Source organism: Paenimyroides tangerinum (assembly GCF_003865405.1).
Classification (GTDB): domain Bacteria; phylum Bacteroidota; class Bacteroidia; order Flavobacteriales; family Flavobacteriaceae; genus Flavobacterium; species Flavobacterium tangerinum.
In genome coordinates this window covers 107,476-127,410 of sequence record NZ_RQVQ01000005.1, presented here as the reverse complement: position 1 = coordinate 127,410, position 19,935 = coordinate 107,476, and the positions used below count along the sequence as shown (strand labels likewise).

5 protein-coding genes and 1 tRNA gene are annotated in these 19,935 nt (G+C 34.5%); 1 reads left to right on the top strand and 5 read right to left on the bottom strand.

Annotated elements, in window-relative coordinates; genetic code table 11:
- From EG240_RS03310 to EG240_RS03300, 3 genes are all read right to left on the bottom strand, one after another.
- A partial coding sequence (locus EG240_RS03310; protein WP_148096338.1) for a fibronectin type III domain-containing protein occupies positions 1-3,272 on the bottom strand: 3,272 nt, incomplete at its 3' end.
- Positions 3,273-3,325: 53 nt separating this feature from the next.
- Entirely contained in the window at positions 3,326-4,936 is a 1,611-nt protein-coding gene (locus tag EG240_RS03305) for a hypothetical protein (protein WP_125017404.1), read from the bottom strand.
- 412 nt (positions 4,937-5,348) lie between these two features.
- Positions 5,349-5,430, bottom strand: a tRNA-Leu gene (locus EG240_RS03300).
- A 150-nt stretch (positions 5,431-5,580) separates the two neighbouring features.
- On the opposite strand from EG240_RS03300, the gene EG240_RS03295 reads away from it, so the two are divergent.
- Positions 5,581-6,969 carry a dipeptidase gene (locus tag EG240_RS03295; protein ID WP_125017402.1) on the top strand — a complete coding sequence of 463 codons (1,389 nt, stop codon included), beginning with the start codon at positions 5,581-5,583 and terminating at the stop codon, positions 6,967-6,969.
- Between the two features lie 101 nt (positions 6,970-7,070).
- On the opposite strand, the gene EG240_RS03290 is transcribed toward EG240_RS03295, so the two are convergent.
- Positions 7,071-12,692, bottom strand: coding sequence for a fibronectin type III domain-containing protein (locus EG240_RS03290; protein ID WP_125017400.1), 5,622 nt, complete (start codon positions 12,690-12,692; stop codon positions 7,071-7,073).
- A 273-nt stretch (positions 12,693-12,965) separates the two neighbouring features.
- On the bottom strand, positions 12,966-19,838 hold the full coding sequence (locus EG240_RS03285; RefSeq protein ID WP_125017398.1) for an Ig-like domain-containing protein: 6,873 nt from the start codon (positions 19,836-19,838) through the stop codon (positions 12,966-12,968).
- Between the last annotated feature and the right edge of the window lie 97 nt (positions 19,839-19,935).

Here is a 19,935-nt window from a genome sequence, read left to right as displayed (position 1 = left end):
TAAATTTGAACATCTAAATTCCAGTCAGTTAGCTTTGTATTAATAATCGAATTCAGGTTAATAGGCGAAACTTGAGGAGCGGTTGTTGAAATAACTCTTACCGCAACTGCTCTTCTATCAGATGTACATCCATTAATTGTTTGAGCAACATAATATGTCCCTGTTGACAATACAGCTGCAGGCGATAAAGTAGTAACAGCAGTTGAAGACGCATACCATAAAATTTGAGCTCCATTTACTCCATCAGCAACTAATTCAGCAACAGTTCCACTCCCACAGAATATTTGAGTAGAAGCTAGAGGTCTCTCTAAAGCATCATACTGAGATATCTGAAAAGCAACTCGTTGTGACTCACAAATACCGAAAGCTTGAGTTACATAATAAGTTCCTGTTGAAACTGGTACATTACCATCAATTGGAGTTATAGCAGTTGGAGAAACATACCATTTAACTGTTGTTCCTGGAAGATTATTTATAACTAAATTACCAAAAGTTGCAGCTCCGCATAAATGAATTGGTTGTGAAACCAAATCTACAGGAGTTGGATTAACAGTAACATTTACCTGAACTCTAATCGAAGTTGTTACTCCATCTGTTTGAGCAACGTAATAAGTATTATTAGTCACTACAGTCGTTTCAGGAAGTATTGTCGCACTAGTTTCATCTGCATACCAAATCACAGTAGCTCCCGGAAGTAATGTAACTGGAATATCAGCTAAAGTACCACCATTACAAAAGTTTTGATTAGAATCTACTATTGGTTGCGCAATTCTAGGCGTAACAGTTACATCAACAATCAGATACGCATCACTTTCACAATTAATTGTTTGAGTTACAAAATATGTTCCGCTTACATTTAAAACAGTTGAAACCGGAACTTCTTGAGTTAAGCCTGGATCCGTATAGAATTTCAAATTTTGACCTACTATAGCAAGATCCGAAAGTAATTCATATTGAATTAATGTTTGCGAATTAGCCCCAGTTGGCTCTGGAGTATCACAGAAGACATAAGTTGTCGCAACTGTACTCCAATCACTAAATATATTTCCGCATTTTTTTCTGATATAGAAATCATACGTAGATCCAGGAGTTAAATTATTAATTGTATAAGGCTTAGTTGCGTTTTGTATTACAGTTCCTGATCCTTGAGTAAATCCAGTCAAACCGTATTCTATCTCAAAATTAGTATTTCCTTGACCTTGCCAATCCAACGTTGCGTAATCAAATCCGACGTCAACAAAATTGATATTTGAAGGTTGATTACATGGGAAAGTAACCGTTGCTTTAAAATCAAAAATATGTGAATAACTACCTGCATAACAAGGACTAGGTGTTGATTGAGCTGAGTCTGCAGTTGCAATTCTAATTCTATATTCACCTGTTAGATTATTACCCGTATTAGGAATTATAAAAGAAGTATTTAATGTTGTTGGTGATTCTGCAAGGGCAACACCTGTAAAGACTTTTTCTGTATTATTTTCAAAAACTCCATTATTATTTAAATCTATCCAAATATGTGTATCGTATGTATAACTACTAAATCCTGAATCTGTATTAAACGTCATTGATGACGAAATAAGTTCATCTGAATTTAGAGTTAATATTTCATTTAAATAACTTGTGTACATTATAGGAGTTGGATTAACATTTAAATTATCTATCGTAATATTGGTAACACCTAAATTATCCACAGAATAAAACTCTGGTTGTACTGGAATACAATATCCCATTTCAAATGTATAAGGTCCAACCCAAGCCGTATTTTCTCCTGTACAAATTCTTCTAACATAGAACGAATAACCCTCTTCAGCTACTAAATTTGTAATGGATGTAGAATAAGAAGTAGATTCAGCTATAGTTCCTGTACCTTGTACAAAACCAGCTTCTCCCCATTCAATTTCAAAATTATTATTCGTTACAACTTCAGGTCCTGACCAAGTTAAATCAGCAGTTAAACCTACTAAATCTATTGAAGCACCAAGCAAAACAGGTTCTACACATGTTGGATTTGGTTCATATACCACATCATCAATATAAATTGATTGATAAGCACCAGCTTGTCCATGTTTAAAAGCAAAGAAATCGTTTGTACCAACAGGTAAATAAACCACAAACTCTTGATAATCACCCGTCAAACTAAACTCCTGCAACTGAGTAAAAGTCGCAGCATCTAATTTATTAGACATGGTTCCAAACTTCAATTTATAACCATTACTTCCACTTCTAGCTTTAAATCTAACTCTATATGTTCCATCGTTTAAGTTTAATGTTTCAGGAGAAACTAAGATATAAGCATTTGTGATATCTGAATCATTATACATATAATATGAGTTAGGAGTAGAACTACTATTCCAATCAATCACAGTTCCATAACCAACTCCTCCATCCAAAAAGCTCCAACAAACAGAAACCGTAGGATTAGTTGAATCTGTAGAATCAAAATTTTCTGTAAACCCAGTAGTAAACACCTCACATGTTGTAGAAAATTTAAACTTACCTAACCAAGGAGAATTATTAGTTCCACAAACTCTTCTAATAAAATATTCATAATTAGAAGCTAAGACTAAATTGTTAAGTGTAATCGAATTACCAGTTGCTGACACAATAGTCCCTGTTCCAGAAGTAAAACCAGCTAATCCATATTCAATCTCAAAAAGATCAGTCGCAGAAGCTTCCCAATTAATTACTGCCGTATTTGTTGAAACATTTGTTACGATAGGTGTTGACGGTAATGGACAAGATCCTATATAAAAATTATCAAATCCTATATAGTGATCAACATAATCATCTGGATCATAATTATAATTAGCTACAATTTTAATTTTAACTATTTGCCCAATATATGAGTTTAAAGGTGTTTCGAAATCTTGCCATCCATCAACTTCATTATATGGAAGATTTGTTAATAAAGTATAATTAAGACCGTAATCAGTAGAAATAAAAACATCTACGCTACCTGTTGATGCATCAACTGGTCCATAAGGATTGGAGAACATAGCCATTTTATAATTGAAGGCTAATTTATCACCTGTTAATATTGGTCCAACATTCAAACTCGTGATACCTGAACCGTTACCGTCAGCAGTATATAAATTTTTATAAATCACATAATCTGTCATAGGCATTAAAGCCGAAATAGAATTAGACAAATTAAACACACTTGAAGAAATATTATTCCAACCATCAGCAGTAGCAGAAGCAAACCCTTCAAACCAAGGAGAAGTTGTAACCTTTTGAGTCATAAATGTAAATGGACCTCTCCATGTACTCACTCCATCAGCTCCACAATTACTTCTTACATAAAAAGAATAAGTTGTAAATTCATCTAATTAGATAAAACATAATTATTTGCAACATTGGTCAACAAAGTACCTGAGCCTTGAACAAAATCAACCTCACCATATTCAATATCAAAATTTGCTGCCGTACTAACCCAACTCAATTTTGCTTGGACATTAGTAATCTCAGTAGCAGTACCAGTTCCGAAATCCACACCATTACAAACAGGTGGATCCATCATTACAACATCGTCTATATAAATATCTTGAAAACTATCTAAGTTACCATGTTTAAATGCAAAATAGTCGTCTGTACCAGCAGGCAAAGTAACTACATATTCTACATATTGATTTGTCAATTGAATAACACCTCCAGGTAACGGAGTAAAAGTTGAGACTTGAGTAGGATCACTCATTGTTCCAACAATTAATTCAACATTAGTTTCTCCTGTACCAGCAAAGAAACGTAATTGTTTAGTTCCATTACCTAAGTTATTTGTTTCGGGACTAATTAAAATATAATCACTTAAATTATCTAATCCGTTAAAAATCTCAAAACTGTTAGGTTCAGAAACACCATTGTAATCAACAACCCATCCATGTCCTGAAAAAAAATCCATAGGATCCCCCCCAATAAAAGTCCAACAAAATGGTAATAAAGAAGGTTGAGTAGAATCAAAATTTTCATTTATTAATGGTGTAACATCACAATTTGTAACAAAATCAATTTTTATAGACCAGAGACTCACTCCATCTGTTCCAGAACAATTTGTTTTCACATACAAATCATATTGAGTAGCAGCATTCAAACCTGTAACGATAGCTGATGAAATCGCACCTATACCTGAAGCTACAGGAGTTGCCCCAACACCCGCATTATTAGCTACCACAATCCATTCGTGATCAACAGCATTCGAATTTGATGCCCATGATACAGTTCCTCCGTTTGCAGTTGGAACTATCTGAATATTTGCTGGAGCCAAACACGGAGCAACAGCTCCAACAAATTGTATTTGAGCTAAATTAGATGTTCTCCCATTTGCAACGATCGTAGCAGTAGCTGGATCAATATTATCTGTATCTTGTCTCCAAACAATACCAGTATTAGATGTTGATACATAAGAACTAAATTCATGTCCTCCTTGCCAACCCATTGCATTTTCATGAACAGCTACAACAAGATTTCCTCCCGTATATGCAAATGGAGTTATAAATGTAATTTCGAACCATTGACCATCAACCGGTGTTGGAGAAATAACACCATTAAAAACTAGAGTTAAATCAGAAAATGATACCCAATCTGAATCACTAGTAAACTCTGTTTTAGTTGTATTTGCAATATAAATTTTAAGGTCATTCCAAACTAAAACATCACCAACGGCAGCCGGTTTATATCTTAATTTAGTAATATTACCAGCAATACCTCCACCCGCTGCGTACTCTGAAGACGAAACGATTTGTTGCGAATAACTGTAGTCAAAATTTGTAACAGGAATACCAGTTCCACCTGATGAGGTGTTTGATCCAGAACCGATTTGTATGGTTCCAACCGCTTGACCGAACGTGAGATGCCCGACAAGAAATACGAGACAATAAATTCCATACTTAAAAAAGCGCATGGATCTTGTCAACTTTGATTGAAAAGTAATTTCATTCATAAATAAATAGTTGATTGATTTAAATTATTTTACTTATTAAATTAATTTCCTAAAATAAATAAAATCACAACAAAAAACCACAATTTATTAACAATAATTTAAATATTAGTTAAAAATAACAATAAAAAATTAATAAACAAAACTATTTCTTATAATAATAACTTTAAAAAAAACTAAATCAGAATTAAAAGATAGATAATTAAACTTCTATTTTTTCGTCGATAAAAAAGGGGGCAAGCGCAAAAGTTGGGGAGAGATAAAAAATGGTCTTGATTATAAATCAACAGAAATACTAAAAAGTGCCATTACAAGAATATTTTGATGGAACTAAATTTGAAAACAAAGCTGAATCAGTTCATCATCATTTTGAATAAAAATTAAAAAACCTCTTCATTTCTGAAGAGGTTTTTTGTGCGGGTAAAAGGACTCGAACCTTCACACCTTGCGGCACCAGATCCTAAGTCTGGCGTGTCTACCAATTTCACCATACCCGCTGATGGCTTATAAACTCTGACCTCAGAAAGAGTACCGTTGTTTCTTTAAGACGTTGCAAATATACGAATGGTTTTTTATTCTGCAAGAAAAAATATTATTTTTTTTATAATTATATTTGTTCGACTTAACCTTTCATTCAAAATCAAATCATGGAACACATTAAGAATTACATTGACAAAAACAAGGAACGTTTTATAAATGAACTAATTGACCTTTTAAAAATCCCTTCTGTAAGTGCTGATAGTGCCTATTCACAAGATGTTTTAAACACTGCAGAAAAAGTAAAGTTTTTTTTAGAAAAGGCAGGATGCGATCAAGTTGAGATCTGTGAAACACCAGGATACCCGATTGTTTATGGTGAAAAGATCTTCGATTCTTCTTTACCAACCGTATTAGTTTACGGACATTACGATGTTCAACCGGCAGATCCAATTGAATTATGGGATTCACCACCTTTCGAACCTGTAATCAAAACAACACTAATTCATCCAGAAGGTGCTATTTTTGCACGTGGTGCTTGTGACGATAAAGGACAAATGTTTATGCACGTTAAAGCATTGGAATTAATGATGCAAACAAACACATTACCTTGCAATGTAAAATTCATGATTGAAGGCGAAGAAGAAGTTGGATCAGCGTCTTTAGCTTGGTTTGTTGAAAGAAATCAAGAGAAATTAAAAAATGATGTTATTCTGATTTCAGACACAGGAATGATTTCTAATACACAACCTTCTATAACTACTGGTTTAAGAGGTTTGAGTTATGTTGAGGTTGAGGTTACTGGACCAAATAGAGATTTACATTCTGGTTTATATGGCGGAGCAGTTGCAAATCCAATCAATATTTTATCTAAAATGATTGCGCAATTACACGACGAAAACAACCACATTACGATTCCTGGCTTCTACGACAAGGTTGAAGAACTTTCTCGCGAAGAAAGAGATGAAATGGGAAAACGTCCATTTTCGTTAGATGATTACAAAAATGCTTTAGATATTGAAGATATTTATGGAGAAGCTGGATATACTACAAACGAAAGAAATTCAATCCGTCCAACTTTAGATGTTAATGGAATTTGGGGAGGATATACTGGAGAAGGTGCAAAAACAGTTATCGCTTCAAAAGCATTTGCAAAAATTTCAATGCGTTTAGTACCAAATCAAGATTGGGAAGAAATCACAGAATTATTCAAAAACTATTTTGAAAGTATCGCTCCGAAATCTGTAAAAGTAAAAGTTACTCCTCATCACGGAGGACAAGGTTATGTAACTCCAATCGATTCTATTGGATATCAAGCTGCTTCAAAAGCTTATTCAGATTCATTTGGAGTAACTCCAATTCCAGTTCGTTCTGGAGGTTCAATTCCGATTGTTGCTTTATTTGAAAAGGAATTAAAATCAAAAACAATTATGATGGGATTTGGTTTGGATTCAGATGCAATTCATTCACCTAACGAACATTTCGGTGTTTTCAATTACTTGAAAGGAATCGAAACAATTCCGCTATTCTACAAATATTTCACAGAATTATCTAAATAAAACTAAAGACCGATGAAATTATATCATCGGTTTTTTTGTTTCATTTTTAGACCAAAAAAAGCCAGGATTTACATCCTGGCTTTTTCATTACAATTAATATATTACTTCTTAATTACTTTAATAAATTGTGTTTTTGAATCTGTTTTCAACTGAATCATATAAGTTCCAGAAGCTAAATCAGATAAATCAATTTGAACATTTTGATCATTTGTATTTAGAGTTTTCACTCGTTTTCCTAATAAATCAAACACTTCAACAAATCTAATAGATTCAACATAATCGATATTCAACACATCATTAACTGGATTTGGATAATATTTCAATCCTTCTTTATCAAACTCATCATTAGATAAATAAACATCAACAGTTACAGCTAAAGGATAACTTGGACATCCGTTTGTACCAATAATTACTGCAAAATAAGTAGTTCCGTTTACCAAAGGTGTATAAGAAGGTAAAGGATTAACACCATTCTGAGAATCATTGAAACTTGCATACCAAACAACATTTGATTGATTAAGAACTAAGTTAGCAATTGTTGAACCTTCAACAAAAGATTGAGTTGCAACACCTGTTGGTGGATTTGGCACCTCACCAATATTAACTTGAACTGCAGTTCTTGCAGAAACGCAACCATATTGAACTCTTTCAACAAAATATGTTCCTTGAACCAATGGAGTTGTTTGTTCTAATTCAAAATCACTAGATGGAGTCAAATACCATCTATATGAAGTTTCTGTTGAAACTGGAATGTACAAATCAGAAATTGTACCACCACCACAAACAGTAAACGGAGTCAATTGAGGAGCTGCAATCGAAATCACTCTCACCGCAACAGCTCTTCTTTCAGAAGAACATCCATTCATAGTCTGAGCCACATAATATGTTCCACTAGATAATGTAGCTGATGGATTCAATGCATTAACCGATGTTGCAGAAGCATACCACAACAATTGAGCACCAGGAACACCTTGCGCAACTAAATCAGCAACTGTACCGCTTCCACAGAAATTTTGAACGCCAGCAATTGGTTTATTCAACGACTCATTTTGTGTAACTTGATAAGGAACTCTTTGTGATTCACAAATACCAAAACTCTGAGTCACATAATATGTTCCTGTAACTACTGGCACATTGTTCGCAATAGGAGCTGTTGCCGTTGTAGAAACATACCACTTAACAGTTGTTCCTTGTAAATTATTAATAGCTAAGTTTCCAAATGTATAAGAACCACACAAACTAATTGTCTGAGAAACAAGATTTGGAGGAGTTGTATTTATAACAACTGGCACTGATAATCTATGCGAAGTTGTAATACCATCTGTTTGAACCACATAGTAAACCCCCGTAACTAAAGGAGTATTTGCAGCTAAAGGAGTTGTACTTGTTGCTGAAGCATACCAAATAACAGTAGCACCAGAAATCGAAGTAACAGGAATATCTGCAATAACACCTCCATCACAATATGATTGACCAGCTGCTACAATAGGCATAGCAATACGAGGTAAAACAGTAACATCAACAATCAAGAATGAATCACTCTCACAATTGATCGTTTGTGTTACAAAGTAAGTTCCACTAACTTGTAATACTGTTGAAGCTGGCACTTCTTGAGTCAAACTAGGATCTGTATAGAATTTCAAGTTTTGCCCTTCAATTACAAGATCAGATAACAATTGATCAGAAACCAACGTTTGAGAACTAGCACCAGTTGGCTCAGGAGTATCACAGAACACATAAGTAGAAGCCACAGCGCTCCAATCGCTATACAAATCTCCACATTTTTTTCTGATATAGAAATCATACGTTGTACCAGGAGTTAAATTTTCTAAAGTATAAGGTTTAGTAACATTTAAAAGAGTTGTACCTGTTCCTGGAACAAAACCAGTAACTCCATACTCTAATTCAAAATTATTATTACCTTGACCTTCCCAATCTAACACCACATACTCGTAACCAACATCTAAGAAATTAATATTTGTAGGTTGAATACATGGGAATACAATATTCACATTCATGTCAACTGTAAAAAACCAAGATGTAGAACCTGTTACACAAGAATCAACAGCATAGCTACTTTCTCTTCCAATAATTCTCATTCTATAAACTCCTGTAATATTATTCCCACCATCAGGAATAATAAAAGAAGAACCAGCCGGAAGTTCATGAGTTACACCATCAATACTAGATTCAATAGGAATTGCAGTAAAAACAATTTCAGAATTAGATAAAATTCCATCATTATTTAAATCAATCCATATCGTAGTATAGTAATCATAAAGCCAACCTCCCGAAGATGCTGTACTGTAAGTAGCTTCGATTGGAATATTAACACCTGCAGTCAAAGACAGTTCGTTAGTATTTAAATATTGTGTATTATACAAATTAGAATCATCCATAGTGATCTCAAAGTCAGTACCATCAACAACCAATCCAGTCATTCCTACTCCTTCTACATTATTAGAATTTGGAATACAATAATCCATTACAAAAGTATAAGGACCAACCCAAGCTGTATTTTCGGCACCACACATTCTTCTAACATAGAAAGAATACGACTCTCCCATAACTAAATTAGAAATTGTTGTGTTTAGAGTAGTTGAAGTAACTATTGTTCCATCTGCCGACCCTTGTACAAAACCAGTTTCTCCCCATTCGATCTCAAAATTATTATTTGTAACATTTGGAGGTCCTTGCCAAGTCAAATTCGCAGTCATATTAGCGAAATTAGCTTGCGCATTTAAACCTACTGGTGGTGCACACGCAGGTATTGGCTCATAATTTACATTATCAATATACAAACTTTGATAAGTTGCTGATGGCGCAAATTTAAAGGCAAAATAATCATCTGTAGTTACTGGCAAATACACAACAAAATCAGTTGCTGAATAAGTTGTTGGCAACGTAATTTCTGTTATTTCTACAAAAGTAGATGCATCCAATTTATTTGACATCCTACCAAATTTCAATTTAGCACCATTTGAACCTGTTCTAGCTTTAAATCTTACTTGATATGCTCCATTACCTAAATTATCAGTTTCAGGAGAAATCAATATATAAGGATTTGTCATATCTGAATTATTGTAAATATAGAAATGCTTAGACGGAGTTGCAGGGGCTACACTTCCAGTATTTACAAAACCATATCCAGCACCGCCATCATAGAATGTCCAACAAATAGGCACTGTAGAATTAGTAGAAGAACCAGTAGCCGTAGAATCAAAATTCTCAACAAAAGAAGTTGTAAACACAGCACAAGATGTAATGAATTTAAATTTCCCCATTCTTGGTGAAAAATTGGTATCTGAACATTTTCTACGAATGTAATATTCATATTGTGTTGATTCTGTTAAACCACTTATATTAATTGATGAACCTGTAGCAATCAAAACAGTTCCTGAACCTTGTACAAAACCAACAGGACCGTACTCAATTTCAAAAACATCAGTTGGTGAAGCTATCCACTCTAAAAGAGCTGAGTTCATCGTAGTATTAGCAACTTGAGGAACATTTGGCATTGCACATGAACCAATATAGAAATTATCTAATCCAATGTAATAATCACCTGATAATCTTTCAACCTTAACTCTAATTTTAACAACTTGACCAACATAAGCACCTAAAGGATACTCAAAACGAACCCAATCAGAATTTTCTTCATTAAGAAAATCTCCAATGCTAATATAAGAATTTCCAAAATTAGTAGAAAGCTCAATATTAAAGGATGCTTCACCTGCTGGAGTTCCTGGCCCTCCATTCCATTCTCTCAAACTATAATCAAATGAAAAAACATCCCCTGTTAAAATAGGACCAACATTCACAGTTGATAAGACAGCGATTTCACCAGCAGAATCTAAATTTTGTCTGTAAAAATATCCGTTTGATCCAGGATTAGACGCTAAATCATTTGTCAATGTTAAACCAGTAACATTAAAACCAACAGGCATGGTACTCGTTGCAAAACCTTCAAACCAAGGTGAAGGAACAACTGTTTCAGTTGTAAATGCAAAAGGCCCAACCTTAGGACTCGAACTATTACCACAGTTATTAATAACATAAACTTGATAAGTAGTTGTTGGTAACAAACCTGAAATTAAATGATTGTTAGTAACACCTGTCACAATTGTACCTGTACCAGGAGCAAAACCAGTTGGTCCATATTCAATAGTATATGTATTACCAGTATATCCATCCCATGATAATGTTGCAGAATTATTTGTTTTTGCAATATTAGTGGTCAAAGGTAAAGCACAAGAACCAATATAGAAATTATCTAATCCGACATAATAGTCAAAATCATAATCCGTACTTGTATAAACAGCAGTAACTTTAGCCTTTACAACCTGACCTACATAACTTGTTAACGGATATTCAAATGTTCCCCATTGATTATCACCTGAATTTGTAAATTCACTAATTAAAACCGGAGTATTAGAAAAATTAACAAAAAACTCAACTCTAAAATTAACAGCTCCGACATCAACAAAATCACCAGGAGTATAATAATCTGACACGTTATAATCAAACGAAAATTTATCACCAGTTAATATTGGACCAACATTTACAACTGTAACAGCATCAATATCCCCAGGAACCCATTGTTCAACTCTATAAAAGTAACCAGTAGATCCAGGATTAGAAATCGCTGAATTTGTTAAACTGAACCCATTAACAACAAATCCAACTGGTGCTGTTGCTGTCGCGAAACCTTCGTACCAAGGAGAAGGGACCAAAGAAAAAGTTGTAAAACTATTCCCCGCACCCCATGAACTTGTATAAGTACTACAATTCGTTTTTAGATACAATGTATAATTAGTACTTGGTAATAGATTAGAAAGAGAAACTGTGTTGACACCTGCAGCCAAAGTTCCAGAGTCCACCAATCCAGTAGCACCACTATTAGGACCACCTGAAGTTCTCAATTCATAAGAAACTCCTAAATCGGCATTTGCATTTGCATTCCAAGTTGCCGTTGCACTATTATGTGTATTCGTTATAACAACATTTTGAGGACTAGCACAGGGTGACATTACACCCGTAAATTGAATTTGAGCAATAGTGTTACTTACTCCTTTATAAACACTGCCATCAGGAGCACTTGTATCAATAATCTGTGGATCTTGATAATAATAAACCCCTCTATTTGTTGTAGGAAAAGCATGTGTTGCTGAATTATTATAAGCAGCAAAAGAAGGAGTCGACCCCCATCCAGGTGCATCTTCTATCACAGCAACTAAAATATTATCTGTTCCATTATATACAAATGGTGTCGTCAAATTTATTGTCACCCATGTATTATTCCCATCAAAAGTAACAATTCCAGAATAAACAGCAGCACCTAAATTCGCATGAGGCACATAATCTGTAGTACCTGTAAATGAAGTTTTAGTAGTATGCCCTATAAAAACCGACCAATTATTCCAATTTGTAGAACCTGTTCCATTTGTTGTGATTTTCCATTTTATCTGAGTAATCGGCCCTCCAACTCCATCAGCGGCGGCATATTCACTAGCTAAAACAATTTGCTGCGAATAATTATAATTATACAATCCATAGAGCGGAAAATAACTGGTAGTTGTTGTTCCATTAGCACCAATGTGAATTTGTGCATTTAATGACACTGTTCCAAACAACACCATTAAAACTAGGAGTTTTTGTAGCAGCCATCGCTTGACACTGCTACCATAGCCCCATCTTAATTTGTTTAAAGTAATTTCATTCATAAATTAATTGTTAGTTAGTAAAAAAAACTAAAAAGTTTTAATAAATAGTTAATATAATATTTTTTAAAATTAATCAAAAAAATAACATAAACAATAGTTATATAAATATTTTACATCCATAAATCTTACATTATAAACTAAAACATCATAATAAATAAATAAATAGACCAAAAATAAGTATTTATAAAAATTAAAAATCATATTTTTTTTGTTAATAAAAAAATCCAGAGAGAATATTTCCCTCTGGATTTAAAAACCAATTATAAATTAAAATTACTTTTTGATAATTTTCAAGAACTGTGACTTATTCTCAGTTTTTAACTGAATCATATAAGTTCCGCTTGCTAAATCAGATAAATCAATATTAACCTCTTTATCATCTGTTGATTTAACTTTAACTCGTTTGCCTAATAAATCAAAAACTTCAATTAATAAGATTCGATCTGAATAAGAAATCGTTAACAAATCTTCAACTGGATTTGGATAATATTTCAATTCGTCTTTTACAAATTTATCATCTGATAAATAAACATCAACCGTTAATGCGAATGGTAAACTTGGACATCCGTTAGTTCCGATGATCACACCGTAATAAGTTGTTCCGTTTACTAAAGGCATTCCTTGTACTAATGGATTTATTCCATTTTGTGCATTTTGTTGCGTCATGTACCAAACCACATTTGGCTGATCCATTACAATATCATTAATAGTAGAACCTTCAATAAACACTTGCGGACTAACTCCTGTTGGAGCATCCGGAACTGAATTGATATTAACAGCAACTGGTGTTCTTAAAGATTCACATCCATATTGTGTACGAGACACAAAATAAGTACCCGAAACTAAAGCGACATTAGCATCTAGTTGAGTTGGATTTGAAGGTGAATCAAACCATTTGTAAACAACTCCTGTCGGAGTAGGTAATACTAAATCAGCAACCGTTGCACTTCCACATAGATTAAATGCATCAACATTTGGAGCAGTAATTGATACAACAAACACTGAAATCGGCACTCTATTAGAGAAACATCCATTTAATGTTTGAGCCACATAATATGTACCTGTAGCTAAAGCTGTATTAGACGACAATGGATTTAATGCAACAGAAGAGTTATACCAAACTATTGTTCCATTCGTTCCCTGAGCAACTAAATCAGCTACAGTTGCAGAACCACAAAATGTTTGAGAAACAGCAGTTGGATTACTTAATGCATCTGTTTGGAAAATAGTAACCATCACACGTTCAGACTCACAACCACCAATGGTTTGAGAAACATAATAAGAACCACTAACAACATTTGTACCTGGATTTATAGGTGTTGTTGAAGTTTCTGTTGCATACCACTTAATAGTAGCTCCTGAAACTTGACCGATAGAAACCTGACCAAAATTATAATTACCACACAACTGAATTGTTGCGTTACTTGGTGCAGTTGGTACTGGATTAACTGTTACATTAACAGTTGTTCTAGGTGACCAACACTGTCCATTAAGTTGAGCAACAAAATAAGTTCCTGTAACAACAGAAGCTGTAGAAGCCATCGGTGTAGTTGCATCTGCAGAAGTAAACCAACCAATTGTTCCTGTTGTAGGAGTTGCTGATAAATCTGCAAATGTTGTTGTTCCACAATAAGATTGGACAGCTGGAGCTTGAGGAGCAGATAAATTTTCATTTACCACAAAACTTACTGCTACACGAGGTGACTCACAACCTAAAACCATTTGACTCACATAATAAGTACCTGTTAATAGCGAATTAGTAGATGGTAAAATATTTGATGAAGTTGCAGTTGCATAGAAAAACACAACAGCATTTTCTGCTTGACCTAATTCCGCATCCGCAAGAGTAAATATTCCACATAATTGTTGAGAAGCATTATTTAAACTAGCCGGAATTGGATTAACCGATACAGTAACTTGTGTAGTAGGAGACCAACATTGTCCATTAAGCTGTGCAACATAATAAACACCAGTAGAAACAGTTGTTGTTGCACTCAATGGAGTAGTTGTTGTATCATCTGTTGCAAACCAACCGATTGTTCCTGTTGTAGGAGTCGCAGATAAGTCAGCAAATGTTGTAGGTCCACAATAGAACTGAACAGCTGGTGCTTGAGGCGCTGTTAAAATTTCATTCACTACAAAACTTACTGGTACACGAACTGACTCACAACCTAAAATCATTTGACTTACATAATACGTACCTGTAACTAAAGGTGATGTCAGTGCCATTGGTGTTGTTGAAGCTTCAGAAGCAAAGAATCTAACTTCAGCCCCATCAACTTGATCTAACTCCGCATCTGCTAATGTAAACGTACCACATAATTGTTGATCCGCATCATTTAAAGTTGCTGGAATTGGATTAATAGTAACTTCAACCTCAGATGTAGGAGACCAACAAGTTCCATTTAACTGAGCAACATAATATGTACCTGTAGAAACATTTGCTGTTAAACTCAATGGAGCGGTTGTTGTATCATCTATCGCAAACCAACCAATTGTACCTGTAGTAAGAGTAGCATCTAAATCAGCAAATGTTTTAGTTCCACAGTAGAACTGAGTAGCAGGAGCTACTGGAGCAGTTAATTTTTCATGAACTGTAAACTGAACCGCAACTCTATCAGATTCACAACCACCAAGAGTTTGAGAAACATAATAAGTACCAGTAACCAAAGGAGTAGTCATTGGTAAAACAATGTCTGAAGTTACTGAAGTATAAAACTTAACTGTAGCATTAGCAACCTGACCTAACTGAGCATCAGCTAATGTAAATGTTCCACATAAAGTTTGAGCTACATTATTTAAAGCAGCTGGTGTAGGATTCACTGTAACAACAACCGGTGTTTTATTAGACCAACAAGCTCCATTATATTGAGCCACATAATACGTACCCGAAGTAACAATATCAGTAAGCTGTATATTAGGCTCAGCAGTTGCTATAGAAGTAAACCAACCTTTCGTTCCACCTGGCAGAAGAGTCACTTCTAAATCATCAAAAGTAGTTTCTTGACAGTATAAAACTGGAGATGGCGCAACAGGTGCATCAAATACAGGAATTAATTGAATTTGAATTGGAATTCTTTCTGATTCACAGAAACCTATTATTTGTGAAACGTAATAAGTAGCATCAGTAAGTGGGTTTTCTGTATCTAAAGTTTCAGTAGCATCAGCAGAAGCATACCAATTAACTGTTGCCCCAGGAACTTGCCCTACTTCAACATCAGCAAGAGTTAAAGAAGAACAAAATGCTTGGCTAGCTCCATTAGGCACCGCAGGCATAGTTCCAATAGCAACTTCAACCTCTGTTCTTGGAGACCAACATGTACCATTAAATTCTGCAGCATAATAAGTACCCGTTATCAATTCAGTTGTTAATTCCAAAGGCGTAGTATCCTCTACATTCGTGAACCAACCAATTGTACCTGTAGTTGCAGTAGCGTCTAAATCTGCTACTGTATAACTTGTATTCACAGTATCTAAACAGAATTTTTGATCTAATAGTGCTACAGGAGCAGGTAATTGTAAATTTAAAGTAATCACTGCAGATACACGAGCTGATTTACAAGTACCAACCACTTGCTCTACAAAATAAGTGCCTGTAGCAGGAATTTCATCTAACTCTTCTGTTGACGTTTCAGTTTCATACCATTTTACAGTACCACCTGTTTGTAAACCTGTTACAGTAATATTAGATACCTCAGTAGAACAAATAGATTGATCAGCAACTATCGGTTCAGTTACATCGATAACCGAGATTGCTGTTGTAAGATTTACCACACATTGATTAGGAGGAGTTAAAACTACTGAATAATTATACTCTCCAACTGTTGAAGACTTAAAATATACTTTCTTAGCATTTCCACCAACATAAGGTTGAGTTGCACCTTCATCTAAATACAAATTAGTTGCAGGTGTCCATACTGTTTCACCCAAACCATTAACTAAGAATTTTGTATTTAATCTCTTCTTAGATAACGTACCAGTCGCTGCCGTCACACTAATCGCCGCTAGTGATTTGTCATCAGTAGTTTCTGTATAATAAGTTTGCGCATTATTAGTACTATTTGCACCGCCATGAGTCAATTCAATCAAAATATTCGAAGAGCCATCCCAAACAAAAGGAGTCGTAAATTCAAAATCATGCCAACCACTAGGTTGATGAGTATAACTTACCGGTCCAAATACCGTAGTAAAAGTTCCCGTCAAGAAAGAAGTTGTACTAAAATTTTCTTGTGAAACTTGTCTCATCTTAATTGTATAATTTGAATTTGAATTCGCCGAACCTAATGTTGCGATCTCAAAAGAAATTCCAGTTATATTTCCTGCATCAAACCCTAAAGCATTTAACTCTGTTTTTGTAAAAATATATTGTTGTCTAGAACCTGAAAAACGATTATTAAATGCAGTTGTACTGTCAAAATTTCCAGTCAACGTTGTTGCAGTACCAACAATAAATTCATCTTTTCCAGAAATATTTGGATTCAATTCAAGAGGCACGTCAATACAAATAGTAGCATTTTCATCTAAAGGAGTATAATCTGGTAATGAATTAACATTAAAAGTTACATCAATCACTGAAGTACAATCACTTGTTAAATTATGAGCCGTTAAAGTATAAACACCCGAAACCGTAGGACTAAATGTCCATCCTGTTGTATGATTTCCAATAATTCCGTCTTCAACCTCCTCGTCATTTATTGACCAATCATACGAATCGTAGTTTGAAACACCTTCTGTTACAGTTACTAAAACAGATTCACCTTCACAGATTTCAAACTCAGTTTCAGATAATTCTAGAACCGGAGGTGCAGTTACTGTAGCAACTACTTCTGTTCGTGGAGAAGCACAAGTAGCATCATATTGTAAATCGAAGAAATAATAATATGATGTTGCACTAACTGATGTCAAACCAGTTGCTCCACTAGTAACATTTAAAATCCCATTAGTATCCACATAAGGATAAGAAACCCCTGAACTAAGACGTACTAATTCAGCTGAAGAGTAAGAATTTAATAATATTCTATATCCATTTCCTGATGGCAAATTAACATTCAATGGAACCTCAATAGGATTTGTTCCTCCCGTTTGTGTTAAAGTTATTAAACCAGTATTATATACTTCATCCCCGGAAGAATTCAAGATCTTTACACTTATTGTTCCAGAAGCAGCCGTTGATGTACGATATACTTTTGTAGATTTTAGTAACACATTTTGAGAAAGATTAAAAACTAATCCATAATTATTTAATGAACTAGCCGAAGTACTAGTATTTGCAGAAATCCCTCCGCTTCCTAACAATTGAGTACTCGAATAATTTGAAACCCAATAAGAAGTTGTTCCTTCTATAATAGGAGTTGTAAAAGCACTACCTGTATAAATTGGCAAACTAGAAGTTTGAGTACTAAACCATTTTATTTGACCTGAATTAGAAGCCGCTGATAAATCAACAGTACCAGTTCCACAACGAGTACCAGGTGTAACTGAAGTTAATTCAGAGTAATCACATAGTGTTTTAAATGTCTTAACAGGTGTCCATACACTGACGTCAGTTCCAACACAAACTGATCGTACGTATACAAAATATTGAGTTAAAGGCAATAGACCTGTAACATTTTTAAATAAATCGGTATTAGGAAGTATGCCCGTTTGCGCCAATCCAACCGCACCAGAACCTGGCTCACCTGATGTTCTTATTTCATATTCATATCCATTTTGAGGCTGAACAACTGGAGCTTGCCATTGAATTTTACTTCCGTATCTAGTCACATTCGTAATTTGTAAATTTCCTGGAACTAAACATGTTGGAGATAAATCAACTGAAACCTCACCAACATATAAAGTATACTGATCCGCCGCAGAATAGCATTGGAAACCTACATAATAAACCCCTGTTGCAGCCGGCACAAAATCAAGAATCGTATACTCAACCGTTGAACTTGCATTTGCCGACGTAGTTGTAACATTAAATAATTCTGTTTGCATTGAAGTACTAACATTCCCTGTACCTAACATTACTTTAAGTTTCTCCACTGCAGATGTTGAAGAAGTCTTGAATTTAAATTTCAAACGATAAGCGTGACCCGCTGTCAAATTCAATCCTTTAGTAAAAAACCAATCATTAGCAGCTTGAGTTGAATTATAAGAATATTTCATTACTCTGTCTGTAATACCAGATTGTGCTGAAGTAGTTTCCCAGAATTTAGTATCATTATTTAAATTCTCAATAGTAACACATTGAGGTAAAGCAGAACCTGTTGTTGCATCAATTGGCATCAAATATGGAACATCCTGAGCAGTACACAAAGTATTAAAATTCAAAATTTTAACCCATTGACTAAAACTATTAGTTCCACAATTTGATCTTACATAAACATTATATGCTGTACTTGGAGCCAAGGTAGCGACACTAGCATTTAAAACACCTGCCGCGGTTGTTCCTTGTCCTACTAAAGCAGGTCCAGTAACTCCTGGATTTGTATCTGTTCTCACTTCATACTGATAACCATTTGAAGGAACCACAGAAGGAGCAGACCAACTAAAAGCAACAGAAGATGACGAAACATCTGTTAGAACACCATTTGTTGGCACCTGACAAGAAGGTGGCGGACCTTGAGTTATACTTAATTCATCAAAATACACTTGAATATCTTCAAACTCATCTAAAAGTACTGAAACCATACGAACATAAACATCCCCGACACCAGGAGTAAAAGTCGCTGTATAAGGTGTACATAGTAATGCAGGTGTTGTAATAGGTGTACCAAAATCCGTCCATGGCCCAGTTGGAGAAGAAGACCACTGAAGTTTCAAATTAAACGATCCAGCAGACGCAGCATTTGAAGGTGCTTCATACTCATAATCCACTACACGATAAGATAATGAAACCGTCACCATATCAGCTGTTGAATTTGCTAATAAAGGTGATCTAAAATTATTTGGAGAATATAGAACATCCCACCAATCAGAATATAAATTGGTTCTAACCGCTCCAGCAGAGCCATTACATCCAATTGTGGTCGCTTCCATTTCAGCAGGTCCAGACGTAGTCCATCCCTCCAACCCAGAATTCCAGGTATACGAGACATTTATCTGCCCATAATGCAACCAAGGCACTATAAGCATCAAAAAGAGTAAGTAAATTTTCCTCATTTTAAATAATTTTTTAAGGTTAAATATTAATTATAGTAATTAACAAAAATAGATTATTTTTTTACATATCAAAAAAAATACGTTAAAAAAAACACTT